This window comes from Burkholderia sp. BCC1988, assembly GCF_905339895.1.
Classification (GTDB): domain Bacteria; phylum Pseudomonadota; class Gammaproteobacteria; order Burkholderiales; family Burkholderiaceae; genus Burkholderia.
The window spans coordinates 1-11,957 of record NZ_CAJPHA010000046.1 but is presented as its reverse complement, the minus strand read 5'-3'; the positions used below and the strand labels follow the sequence as shown (position 1 = coordinate 11,957).

13 protein-coding genes are annotated in these 11,957 nt (G+C 70.2%); 8 read left to right on the top strand and 5 right to left on the bottom strand.

The annotated features are described in order from the left end of the window. The 6 genes from bcsE to U4012_RS35265 form a co-directional block, all read left to right on the top strand. Positions 1 to 1,031, top strand: a 1,031-nt coding sequence (bcsE, locus tag U4012_RS35290) for a cellulose biosynthesis protein BcsE (RefSeq protein ID WP_321804465.1), incomplete at its 5' end; no start/stop codon positions are given. Further along, on the top strand, positions 1,028 to 1,237 hold the full coding sequence (locus tag U4012_RS35285; RefSeq protein ID WP_044846132.1) for a hypothetical protein: 210 nt from the start codon (positions 1,028 to 1,030) through the stop codon (positions 1,235 to 1,237). The genes bcsE and U4012_RS35285, both read left to right, overlap by 4 nt. Continuing rightward, positions 1,234 to 2,022: a cellulose biosynthesis protein BcsQ gene (gene bcsQ / locus U4012_RS35280; protein WP_321804462.1), complete on the top strand. Its 789-nt coding sequence runs from the start codon at positions 1,234 to 1,236 to the stop codon at positions 2,020 to 2,022. The genes U4012_RS35285 and bcsQ overlap by 4 nt, the downstream gene beginning before the upstream one ends. Beyond that, on the top strand, positions 2,019 to 4,556 hold the full coding sequence (gene bcsA, locus U4012_RS35275; protein ID WP_321804459.1) for a UDP-forming cellulose synthase catalytic subunit: 2,538 nt from the start codon (positions 2,019 to 2,021) through the stop codon (positions 4,554 to 4,556). The genes bcsQ and bcsA overlap by 4 nt, the downstream gene beginning before the upstream one ends. A 27-nt stretch (positions 4,557 to 4,583) precedes the next feature. Further along, on the top strand, positions 4,584 to 6,137 hold the full coding sequence (gene bcsG, locus U4012_RS35270; RefSeq protein WP_321804458.1) for a cellulose biosynthesis protein BcsG: 1,554 nt from the start codon (positions 4,584 to 4,586) through the stop codon (positions 6,135 to 6,137). Further along, on the top strand, positions 6,119 to 6,313 hold the full coding sequence (locus U4012_RS35265) for a hypothetical protein (protein ID WP_044846129.1): 195 nt from the start codon (positions 6,119 to 6,121) through the stop codon (positions 6,311 to 6,313). The genes bcsG and U4012_RS35265 overlap by 19 nt, the downstream gene beginning before the upstream one ends. Positions 6,314 to 6,384: 71 nt before the next feature. Here U4012_RS35265 and U4012_RS35260 read toward each other — a convergent pair whose 3' ends face one another. From U4012_RS35260 to U4012_RS35245, 4 genes are all read right to left on the bottom strand, one after another. Further along, entirely contained in the window at positions 6,385 to 7,269 is an 885-nt protein-coding gene (locus tag U4012_RS35260; protein WP_044846128.1) for a pirin family protein, read from the bottom strand. A gap of 24 nt (positions 7,270 to 7,293) precedes the next feature. Beyond that, complete coding sequence (locus U4012_RS35255; protein WP_321804457.1) at positions 7,294 to 7,686, bottom strand: OsmC family protein; 393 nt, start codon at positions 7,684 to 7,686, stop codon at positions 7,294 to 7,296. A gap of 61 nt (positions 7,687 to 7,747) precedes the next feature. Continuing rightward, positions 7,748 to 9,328, bottom strand: coding sequence for a sodium:proton antiporter (locus tag U4012_RS35250; protein WP_321804456.1), 1,581 nt, complete (start codon positions 9,326 to 9,328; stop codon positions 7,748 to 7,750). Positions 9,329 to 9,338: 10 nt separating this feature from the next. Then, positions 9,339 to 9,599, bottom strand: a complete 261-nt coding sequence (locus tag U4012_RS35245) for a XapX domain-containing protein (protein ID WP_044846125.1) — start codon at positions 9,597 to 9,599, stop codon at positions 9,339 to 9,341. 283 nt (positions 9,600 to 9,882) lie between these two features. Here U4012_RS35245 and U4012_RS35240 point away from each other — a divergent pair, with 283 nt between their 5' ends. After that, a complete protein-coding gene (locus U4012_RS35240; protein ID WP_124489484.1) occupies positions 9,883 to 10,569 on the top strand; it encodes a hydrolase in 687 nt (228 codons plus the stop codon). 19 nt (positions 10,570 to 10,588) lie between these two features. On the opposite strand, the gene U4012_RS35235 is transcribed toward U4012_RS35240, so the two are convergent. Continuing rightward, positions 10,589 to 11,512 (bottom strand): LysR family transcriptional regulator, encoded by a 924-nt coding sequence (locus tag U4012_RS35235; RefSeq protein WP_124489483.1) that lies wholly within the window; start codon positions 11,510 to 11,512, stop codon positions 10,589 to 10,591. 120 nt (positions 11,513 to 11,632) lie between these two features. Between U4012_RS35235 and U4012_RS35230 the strand changes: the two genes are divergently transcribed. Continuing rightward, positions 11,633 to 11,800 (top strand): DUF1427 family protein, encoded by a 168-nt coding sequence (locus U4012_RS35230; RefSeq protein ID WP_044846122.1) that lies wholly within the window; start codon positions 11,633 to 11,635, stop codon positions 11,798 to 11,800. Positions 11,801 to 11,957: the final 157 nt, after the last annotated feature.

The window sequence follows — 11,957 nt, the reverse complement described above, 5'->3', positions numbered from 1 at the left end:
GGGGGGGGCGCGGTGGCTGGCGGGGTTCTCGGCGGGGCGGGCCCGCCCCCCCCCCCCCCCCCGCGACCGCGGTGCTGGCGTTCCGCTCGCATGCGCAGCTCGAGACGCTGTGCGCGGCCGTTCACACGCTGCGCCGGCAATGCGGCGGCGCGTTGAAGATCGCCGTGGTCGAGCGCGGCGAGGTGCTGCGCCAGCAGTTCGAGATGCTGGTGCTGAGCGTCGGCGCGAACCGCGTCGTCGCGCGCGACCTGCCGGTGACGCGGATGCACGCGGCCGTGCACGCGCTGCGCGGGCAGCTCTATGCGCGGCCCGTCGCGCCCGACTATCGCGCGGCGCTCGCGGCCGCGCTCGGCGATTCGGTGCTCGGCTACCTGCCGGTCGGCGCGTTCTGCCTGCGGATTCGCGCGGTGCTCGATCGCGGCGCCGTGCTCGCGCTGCCGCATACGCTCGCGAAGATCGCGCTGCTGCCCGGCGTGTCGCACGTCGATGCGCTGCGGCATTGCCGGCCGCGCCGCGCGGGCGACGTCGTGACGGCCGATGCCGGGCACCTGTACGTGTTCCTGTTCGCGTGCGAGCCGGCCGATGCCGAGGATGCGCTCGCGCGTATCTTCGACGTGCCGGTCGAGACGCTGTCCGATCGCGTCGTGTGTCTCGGGCAGGGCAGCATCGACACCGAGCTCGATGCGCTGAAGGCCGAGAACCGGCGCGCGCCGATCGCCGACTACAGCGACCTGTTCGCGACGGCGCAGCCAGCGGATGCGGCACGCGGGCCGGCCGAACGCGCGGCGGATGCCGCGGCGCTTGCCGAACCGGGCGCCGACGGCACCGTGGCCGGCGAGGGCGGCGCGGCCGCCGCGGGCGGTGTGGCCGACCGGCACGTCGATGCGCCGCCGCACGCGGTTCACGCCGACGATGCGACGCCGGCCGCCGACATGCCGGGCGATGCGCCGGCATTTCCTGCATTTCCCGTCGCGCACACGCGCGGCGCCATCCGCAGCGCGATGCCGCTGCGCAAGCCGGAGGGCGCATGATCGCCGAACTCGTCATCGGATTCATCGTCGGCATCGCGATCGCGGTGCCGGTGTGGCTCGTCGCGCAGCACCTGGGCCTCGGCCGCGGCTTTCATGCGCCGCGCGGGCTGCAGCGGCGCGACGCGGTGCCGTGCGAACTCGTGCCGGTCGCGCTGCGCGGGCGCCTGCTGCCCGATGCCGACCACGCCGGCGAGGCCGCGCCATGAAGACGATCGCCGTCACGTCGACGACCGGCGGCGCGGGCCGCACGACGCTCGCCGGCGCGCTCGCGGTGCTGCTCGCCCGTCGCGGCCGGCCGGTCGTCGCGGTCGAGTTCGACGCGCAGAACCTGATGGGCGCGACGCTCGGTCTCGACACGCTGGCCGAGCACGGGCTCGCGCACAGCCTGCTCGGTGACTCGGGTAACGCCGCGCCGTGGCACGCGCATACGTGGCGCAATGCCGACGGCGTGCTGTTCGTCCCGTACGGGCAGGTCGACGCGGCGGGCGCCGCCGCCTGCGATGCGCGGCTCGCGGCCGATCCGGCCTGGCTGTCGCGCGCGCTCGACGAGATCGCGCTGCCGCCTGACGGCGTCGTGCTGGTCGACACCGCGCGCTATCCGTCGCCGCAGGCCGAGCAGGCGATTCGCCGCGCGGACCTGACGCTCGTCGTCGTGCCGCCCGAACCGGCTGCGTGCGCGACCGTTGCCGCGCGCCTCGACGCGCTGCGGGCCGGCGGCGGCGACCTGCAGATCGTCGTGAACCGGCTGAACCCGGCGCGCGACATGCAGCGCGATGCGCTCGCGATGCTGCGCGCGGTCGCGGGACCGGCGTCGATGCTCGAGCAGCGGATTCACGTCGATGCGGCCGTGCCCGAAACGCTCGCACGCGGCAGCTGGATCTTCGACGACGCGCCGTATTCGCAGGCGTCGCACGACCTGAACGGCGTCGCGAACTGGGTCGACGCGTGGCTCGCGGCGGCCGCGGCCGGCCGCACGGGAGCGCGGCGATGAAGGCCGGGTTCGCGTCGCGCTGGCGTGCCGCGGCCCGGCGCGCGACCGACTGGTGCGCGCGCGGGATCGGGCTGCCGGCCGAGCGCACGCTGCTCGACTGGCTCGTGCGGCTGTTCTTCCACGCGCCGCCGCCCGGCCGGCCCGATCCCGTGCGCCGCCGGGCACGCATCGCCTTCCTGTGGCTCGCGCGGGAGTGGGGCGTGCTGCAGCCGCTGAGCCCGCGCGAATGGCTGTGGCGCGCGATCGTGCGCGCGCCGCGCGCAGCCGATGGCCGGCCCGCGCGCGATCCGCTCGCGTGGTTCGACACGTTCGTCGTGCCGGCCTACGTCGCGGCGCGCGCGCTCGGCCGGCGCCTCGACGCGTTGCTCGCGCGTCTGCCGTGGGCGCGCTGGGGCGGCTGGCTCGACGCGCGCGCGCACGGCGTCGGCCGGCACCGCTGGCTCGCGCCGCTGCTGCTGATCGCCGGCGCGCTGATGTGGGCCGCGGCCGGGATGTCGCCGCTGATGCCCGGCGCGCAGTTCGCGTTCTTCGCGATTGTCGCGGTGCTGGCGCTCGCGCTGCGCCGCCTGCCGGGCCATCTGCCGACCCTCGCGCTCGCGTCGCTCGCGCTGCTCGCCACGGTCCGCTACGTGTGGTGGCGCACGACCCAGACACTCGATTTCCGCAGCCCCGTCGAGGCGTTCGCCGGCTACCTGCTGTACGGCGCCGAAGCCTATACGTGGATGATCCTGCTGCTCGGCTTCGTCCAGACCGCGTGGCCGCTCGACCGGCCGATCGTGCCGCTGCCCGACGACCCGGACACCTGGCCGAGCGTCGACGTCTACATCCCGACCTACAACGAACCGCTGTCGGTCGTGAAGCCGACCGTCTTCGCGTCGCAGAGCATCGACTGGCCGGCGGCCAAGCTGCGCGTGTACCTGCTCGACGACGGCCGGCGCCCCGAGTTCGAGGCGTTCGCGCGCGAGGCGGGGATCGGCTACCTGACGCGCGACGACAACCGCCACGCGAAGGCCGGCAACATCAACCGTGCGCTGCCGAAGACGCATGGCGAATACATCGCGATCTTCGACTGCGATCACGTGCCGACGCGCTCGTTCCTGCAGACCTCGATGGGCGTGTTCCTGCGCGACCCGAAATGCGCGCTGGTGCAGACGCCGCACCATTTCTTCTCGCCCGATCCGTTCGAGCGCAACCTCGGCACGTTCCGCGAGATCCCGAACGAGGGCAACCTGTTCTACGGGCTCGTGCAGTCGGGCAACGACCTGTGGAACGCGACGTTCTTCTGCGGGTCGTGCGCGGTGCTCAAGCGCACCGCGCTGGAGGAGGTGGGCGGCGTCGCGGTCGAGACCGTGACCGAGGACGCGCACACCGCGCTCAAGCTGCACCGCCGCGGCTACACGTCGGCGTACCTGCCGACCGTGCAGGCGGCAGGCCTCGCGACCGAGAGCCTCGCCGGCCACGTGAAGCAGCGCACGCGCTGGGCGCGCGGGATGGCGCAAATCTTCCGCATCGACAATCCGTTCCTCGGGCGCGGGCTCGGCTTCATCCAGCGGATCTGCTACGGCAACGCGATGCTGCATTTCTTCTACGGGATCCCGCGGCTCGTGTTCCTGACGATCCCGCTCGCGTACCTGTTCTTCCACCTGTACTTCATCAATGCGTCGTCGGTCGCGCTCGCGAGCTACGTGATCCCGTACCTGGTGCTCGCGAACGTCGCGAACTCGCGGATGCAGGGGCGCTATCGCCACTCGTTCTGGGCCGAGGTCTACGAATCGGTGCTCGCGTGGTACATCGCGCTGCCGACCACCGTCGCGTTCTTCAGCCCGCAGCACGGCAAGTTCAACGTGACCGACAAGGGCGGCAAGATCGACGAAGGCTACGTCGACTGGTCGACCTCGAAGCCGTACCTCGTGCTGTTCGCGCTGAACGTGCTCGCGATCGCGGCCGGCCTGTGGCGGCTCGTGGCCGACCAGGGCGACGAGGCGTCGACGATCCTGATCACGCTCGGCTGGACCGTCTACAACCTCGCGATGCTCGGCGCGGCCATGGCCGTCGCGCGCGAGACCAAGCAGGTGCGCGTCACGCACCGGATCGCGATGCGCGTGCCGGCGACGCTGCTGCTCGCCGACGGCTCGACTGCCGCATGCTTCACGAGCGACTACTCGACCGGCGGCCTCGGCCTCGAAGCGGTGCCGGGGCTGCCGCTCGCGGTCGGCGACACGCTGACGGTGTGCGTGACGCGCGGCGACCGGCCGTTCCCGTTCCCGGTGCGCGTGAGCCGCGTGACGCCGACCCACGTCGGCGTGAGCTTCGAGGCACTGACGCTCGAGCAGGAGCGCCAGCTCGTGCAGTGCACGTTCGGCCGCGCGGATGCGTGGCTCGACTGGCACGTGAGCGCGCGCGCGGACACGCCGCTGCGCGGGCTGAAGGAAGTGCTGCGCGTGGGCCTGGACGGTTACGTACGGATGTGGAAAGGTGCGGCGCGCGGCGTGCAGTCGATGCTGGCACCGAAGCTCGATCGGGCGCGCGACTGACGCGGCGCCCATCACGGAGTGGTTTAGATGACGTTCTGGAATCTGTATTTCATCCTGAAGTTCGCGCTGTTCGCGACCGGCCACCTGCAGCCGCTGTGGCTCGCGAACCTCGCGTTCGCGCTGGCCCTCGCGGCGAGCGCGCCGATCCGCGCGCGCGTGTGGCGCATCGTGCGGCAGCTCGCCGCGCTCGCGATCGCGGTGCCGCTCCTTGCGCGCGAACTGCATGCGCCGCCGCTCGCGCGCCTTGTCGATGCCGTGCGCGAGGTCAGCACGTTCCGCCTCGACTACTGGATGGAGCTGCTGCCGCGCCTGTTGCCGCCGCTGCTGGTGCTGACCGTGGCGGGTGTGCTGATCGTCTATTTCATCGTCAACCGCTGGGTGCGCGTCGCGACCTTCGTGCTCGCCGCGCTGGTCGTGATGCCGCTGTGGCAGGCCGGCAACGGGCTGATGGCGCGCGTCGTCGCGCCGCTCCCGCAGCAGGCCGACGCGACGGGCGGGCGGGCCGGCCAGCCCGAGGACCACAACGCGGCGCTCGCGACGTTCCGCGCGCAGGAGTCGCAGCGGCAGGTCGCGTTCGGCCATCTCGGCAACGATCCGGCCGCGCAGTTCGACGTGATCGTGCTGCATGTGTGCTCGCTGTCGTGGGACGACCTCGATGCCGCGAAGGTGCGCAATCACCCGATGCTGAGCCACTTCGACTACCTGTTCAACAACTTCAGCACGGCGGCGAGCTACAGCGGCCCGGCCGCGATCCGCGTGCTGCGCGCGAGTTGCGGGCAGGAAGCGCACGCGGACCTGTACAAGCCCGCGCCGCAGCAGTGCCACCTGTTTTCGCAACTCGCGTCCGCCGGCTACACGGTGCAGTCGCTGCTGAACCACGACGGGCACTTCGACAACTTCCTGCAGGTCGTTCACGACAACATCGGCGTGCCCGACGCGCCGATGATCTCGAACGCCGCCGCCCCGGTCGCGATGCATGCGTTCGACGGCTCCGCGATCAAGGACGACTACGGCACGCTCGCGAACTGGTACGCGCAGCGCGCGTCGGTGCCGGGCCCGGTCGCGCTGTACTACAACACGATCAGCCTGCACGACGGCAACCGCGTGGTGGGCAGCTCGCTCACCAGCATCGATTCGTATCCGCAGCGCGTGACCCGGATGATGAACGACTTCGACCGGCTCGCCGACCTGATCGCGCAGTCGGGACGGCGCGCGGTGATCGTGTTCGTGCCCGAGCACGGCGCCGCGCTGCGCGGCGACAAGAACCAGGTGGCCGGCCTGCGCGAGATCCCGACGCCGCGCGTCGTCCACGGGCCGGTCGGCGTGCGGCTCGTCGGCTTCACCGGCAATCACGGCACGACGACCGTGATCGACCAGCCGACGAGCTTCCTCGCGCTCGCGCAGCTGCTGTCGAACCTCGTGTCGAACAGCCCGTTCAAGCCGGGCGCGACGCTTGCGCAATATGCGGCCGACCTGCCGCGCACGCGGATGGTCGGCGAGAACGAAGGCACGGTGACGCTGCAGACGAGCACCGGCTATGCGGTGAAGACTCCGGACGGCGTATGGATCGACGAACAGTAAACATCGGCGAAGGCGACGACGATCGCCTGTCGCAACCGAACGACGTGCTCGGCCTCGCGCGGCATCTGCCCGCGCTGGATCCGGCCCGCTACGTCGACGAGCAGGCGCGGCGCGCATTCGTCGAATCGCTCGAGCGCTGGCCCGTGCTCGCGAAGCTGATGGGATTGAAGCCGTAAACGCAAGGCGGCCGGCGTGAACGCCGGCCGCGCTGCGTCGATGCGCCGACCGCTATCGGCTCACCGCGGGCTCACTGCGCGCGGCGCTCCGGCTGGCGCGTCCATTCGTTTTCCTCGCCCGGCACCTTGCCGAAGGTCTGCTCCGCCCACGCGTGGCGGGCCGCCTCGATCTTCGCGCGCTCGCTCGACACGAAATTCCATTCGATGAACCGCTCGCCCGGCAGGTGCGCACCGCCGAGCAGCATCACGCGCGCGCCGTTCGCGCTGGCGAGCGCGACGTTCGTGCCGGGTTCGAGCACGGCCATCGTCGCGGGGGCGAGCGGCGTGCCGTCGATCGTGAGGTCGCCGTCGACGAGATACACGCCGCGCTCGTCGTGTTCCGCGTCGAGCGCGAGCTGCCCGCCCGCGGCGAATTCCACATACGCATAGAGCGTCGGCGAGAACACGGCGACCGGCGACGTGAGCCCGAACGCGGTGCCCGCGATCACGCGCACGTGCGCGCCGTCGCGCGTGAACGACGGCAGCGTGTCGGCCGCGTGATGCACGAACGCGGGCGCGGTGTCCTCGTGCTCGACCGGCAGCGCGACCCAGGTCTGGATCCCGTGCACCGGTTGTTCATGCGGGCGGTCCTCGTCGGGCGAACGCTCCGAGTGGACGATGCCGCGCCCGGCCGTCATCCAGTTCACGTCGCCGGGCACGATCTTCTGCCGGAAGCCGAGGCTGTCGTGATGCATCAGCGTGCCGTCGAACAGGTAGGTGACGGTCGCGAGGCCGATGTGCGGATGCGGCAGCACGTCGATGCCGCTGCCGGCCGGCAGCACGGCCGGCCCCATCTCGTCGAAGAAGATGAACGGGCCGACGAGGCGCGCGGCGCGCGCGGGCAGCACGCGGCGCACGACGAGGTTGCCGATGTCGCTCTCGCGCGGCGTGAGCAGGGTCTTGATCGATGCGGACATGGTGGGTCTCTCGTATCCGGTGGGTCAGGCGATGGCCGTATCGATCGTGATCGGGTGCGTGAGGATCTTGTGCACCGGGCACGCATTCGCGATCTGCAGCAGTCGCTCGCGCTGCTCGTCGGTCAGGCCGCCGTCGAGCGTGATGCGGCGCACGATCGTGCTGCCCGCGCTGCCCGATTCGTGCGCGAGCTTCACGTGCACTTCGGCGAGCGGCCAGCCCTTGCGTTGCGCGTACATCTTCAGCGTGATCGCGGTGCACGCGCCGAGGCTCGACAGCAGCAGCGCGACGGGCGTCGGTGCGGTATCGCCGCCGCCGAGCGACGCCGGTTCGTCGGCGCGCCACTGATGGACGCCGTCGGTGAAATGGACCAGGTAATCGACCGAGCCGATGCTCGCTTCGACGGACAGTTCGCTCATTGCAATTCCATGTGGGGAAAGGGGAGACGGGCCGGCCGGCGAGGGCCGGGCAGGCCGGACGTTACGGTTCGAGCAGGCGCTGCAGCCGCAGTTCCTCGAAATCCAGCTCGGATTCTATGCGGTGCAGCACCGCGTCGTCGACCCGGCCGTCGCGATGCAGCGCGAGCAGCGCATCGCGCGACACGCCGACCAGCTCGAGCTCGACGCGCAGCATCCGCGCGCGCACGTCCGCCGGTTCCGCGCCGTCGCGGTGCGCGCGTTCGTTGAGCGCGACGCGGCTGCGGTATTCGGTCAGCAGCCGGTCGAGCGATGCGCGTTCGAGGCGCGTGCCGCGCTGCTCGCGCGCATCGAGTTCGGCGAGCGCCGCGCCGAACGTGTGGGCGCGCACGGCATGCTCGGACATCGTGTGCCGCGCGGCCGGGCGCAGCTTCAGCACGCGGATCAGCGGCGCGAGCGTGCCGCCTTGCACGACCAGCGTCGCGATGATCAGCAGGAACGTGCTGAACAGGATCAGGTCGCGCCCGGGGAAATTGCCCGGCAGCGCGATCGCGGCCGCGAGGCTCACGACGCCGCGCATGCCGGACCAGCCGAGCACGACGGCCTCGCGCCACGACCACGGCGCATGGCCCGCGCGCGGCGCGCGCAGGCGGCCCGGCAGCCACATCGCGACGAACACCCACACGACGCGCGCGGCGATCGCGGCGGCGGTGGCCGGCAGCGCGACGCGCAGGCCGGCCATCAGCACCGCGCCTTCGTGGTTCACGCCGGCGAGGATCGCGTGCAGCGCGAGGCCGATCAGGATGAACACGAGCGCGTCGAGCACGAACACGATCGCTTCCCAGGTCGCTTTCGCCTTGATCCGCATGTCGGCGCCGAACACGCGATGCTGGCGCACGCCGAGCACGAGGCCGCAGGTCACGACCGACAGCACGCCCGAACCGTGCACGGCTTCCGCGATGCCGTAGCTGCCCCACGCCATCGCGAAGGTCACGACGATACCGAGCATCGGCTCGCGCAGGCGCTGCAGCACCCAGCACATCGCATGGCCGCACGCGAGGCCGACCGCGATGCCGATCAGCGTGAGCGAGAAGAACAGGCCGGTGGCGCTCGCGGTCGTGATCGTGACGGCGAGCGCGGCCGAGACGGCCATCTGGTACAGCAGCAGGCCCGATGCATCGTTGACGAGGCTTTCGCCTTCGAGCACCGCGACGAGCCGCGCGGGCAGCGGATGGCGCTGCAGGATCGCCTTCGCGGCGACCGCGTCGGGCGGCGACACGATCGCGCCGAGCGTGAAGCACGCGGCCCACGGCAGCGCCGGATTGGCCGCATGCACGGCGAGCGCGACCGCAACCGTCGTGAACACCACCGCGCCGAGCGCGAGCGACGCGATCGACGCGAGCTCGTGGCGGAATTCCTTCCACGCCGTATAGAAGCCGCTCGACATCAGCAGCGGCGGCAGCACGGCCACGAGCAGCAGCGCCGGATCCATGTCGGGCGTGCGCTTGCCTGCGATGGCCACCACGCAGCCGCCGAGCAGCAGCACGACGGCCGGCGGGATCGACACGCGCTCCGCGAGCCAGGTGAGCGCGCCCGCGCCGCAGATCAACAGCAGCAGGTAGTGGAACAGCTCGACGTTGGTCATGAGTCTTGCATCACGACGGCTTGCGATCGTTCGCGGCGGCGCCCGGCAGCGCGCCGAACATGTGCTGGCTGCATTGTGCATCGCGCCACGCGGTATTCAGCCGATAGCCGGCCAGCATCCGGCGCGCGAGCGGCAGGATCTGTTCGCCGGCCAGCATGCCGAGGAGGCCGACGAGCGCGATGATCGGCGGTGCCGGCGAATTCACGCCGAGCGCACCGTAGATGACGCCGGCGAGGATGCCTGCGAACAGCGACAGAAAATACGGCTTCATGATGAAAACCTCTCGTGATAGGCTGATCGGGGGCGAAGGGCGCGCCTTCAACGTGCTGGAAGCGTATCGGGTTTACGTGTGGAACAAAAGGGCGGACAGCCGTTGGAGAGCCCCCTCTTTCGGAATTCGATCGATTCCATTTCTTGGATGTTCGAGCCGCGGCTTTTCCGATTAAATGGCTGCAACCGGAAGACGCAGATCCGGGGTAACGCACAGTCGGCTCCTCTCGGTTTCCGATCGAGGCAAGCCTTAAACGTTTCCTGTCCAAAGGATGATACGCGCCATGAGCAACCCGAAGCTTGAAGTCCTCACCCCCCAGAACAGCCAGCTGATCTTCATCGACCAGCAGCCGCAGATGGCATTCGGCGTGCAGTCGATCGATCGCCAGACGTTGAAGAACAACGTCGTCGGGCTTGCCAAGGCCGCGAAAGCATTCAACATCCCGACCACGATCACCACGGTCGAAAGCGACAGCTTCTCGGGTTACACCTATCCCGAACTGCTCGACGTGTTCCCGAACCAGAAGACGCTCGAACGTACGTCGATGAACTCGTGGGACGACCAGAAGGTGCGCGACGCGCTCGCCGCGAACGGCCGCAAGAAGGTGGTCGTCTCCGGCCTGTGGACCGAAGTCTGCAACACGACGTTCGCGCTCTGCGCGATGCTCGAAGGCGACTACGAGATCTACATGGTCGCCGACGCGTCGGGCGGCACGTCGAAGGATGCGCACGACTTCGCGATGCAGCGGATGATTCAGGCCGGCGTCGTGCCCGTCACCTGGCAGCAGGTCGCGCTCGAGTGGCAGCGCGACTGGGCGCGCCGCGATACCTACGACGCCGTGATGGCGATCGCGAAGGAGCATTCGGGCGCGTACGGGATGGGCGTCGACTACGCGTACACGATGGTCCACAAGGCGGCACAGCGCACCGCGACGCCGCACGAGTCGATCCCGGCCGTGCCGGCGAAGTAACGGGTCGCGGGCCGCCCGCTCAGACGGGCGGCAGTGCCCACGGCGCGTGCGACAGATGTTCGACGAGGAACTCGAGCAGCGCCGTCACGCGCGCGGCACGCAGCATGCCGGGCGGTGTGACGAGGTTGACGTTGAGGTCCGGGATTTTCCAGTCGTGCATCACTTCCTCGAGCGCACCGCTTTGCAGTTCATTCCATACCAGGAACGCCGGCTGCAGTGCGATACCGTGGCCGGCGATCAGCGCGGGACAGAGGACGTCGGCGTTGTTCGCACGGATGCGCCCGCGCACCGGCACGCCGAATTCGTCGCCCGACGTCGTATGGCGAAAGCGCCAGTATTCGGGCGTCGGGATGTTCGTGTAGGTCAGGCACACGTGCTGGTCGAGTTCGCTCGGATGGGTCGGCCGGCCGTGCCGGTCCAGATACGCGGGCGACGCGACGAGCGGCCGGCGTACCGCGCACAGGCGGCGTGCGCGCAGCGACGAATCGCTCAGTTCGGCGATCCGGATCGCGACGTCGAAGCCGCCGGACACGATGTCGACGAAGTTGTCGGTGAGCACGAGGTCGACGTCGACGCGCGGATAGCGTTCGAGAAACGCGGGCAGCAGCGGCGCGAGATTGCACAGGCCGTAGGACATCGGTGCGTTCACGCGCACGAGGCCGTGCGGTTCGAGCGCGTGCGCGGATGCCTCGTCCTCGATCAGTTCGGCGTCGGCGAGCAGCCGGATCGCACGATCGCGCAGCAGTTCGCCGGTCGGTGTGAGCGACAGCTTGCGCGACGTACGGTACAGCAGCATCGCGCCGAGGCGCTTTTCGAGTCGCGCGATCGCCTTCGACACGGTCGGTTGCGTGATGCCGAGCAGGTCGGCGGCCTTGGCGAACGAACCGGTCTCCGCGACCCGCGCGAAGATGGCCCAGGCTTCGAGGTCGGGCAGATGTTGCATGGCTGGAAAGCGTGGCGGCGAAGTGAAGCGGACGGGACGGCAGCGGATCGGGCCGCAGGCGCACGGCGCCCGGCGCCCGGGCGGTAATGCGGCACATTCTAATTCAGTCGGGAGGGACGTATGGAATCGTATCTGGTTTCATTGGGCGCCGGCGTGCTGGTCGGCGTCGTGTACAGCGTGATCAAGGTGCGCTCGCCCGCACCGCCGCTGATTGCGCTGGTCGGGCTGGCCGGCATGCTGATCGGCGTGGCGGCCGTTGCACCGGTCCGTCACTGGCTCGGTTTCTGATTGCATCGAGGACATATTGATGAGCGTACCCGACACTCAACCGGATCTGATCCTCCACAACGGACGATTCACGACCCTCGATCGCGCGAACCCCGTCGCGACCTCCGTCGCGATCAAGGACGGCCGCTTCGTCGCGGTCGGCAACGACGCGGAAGTC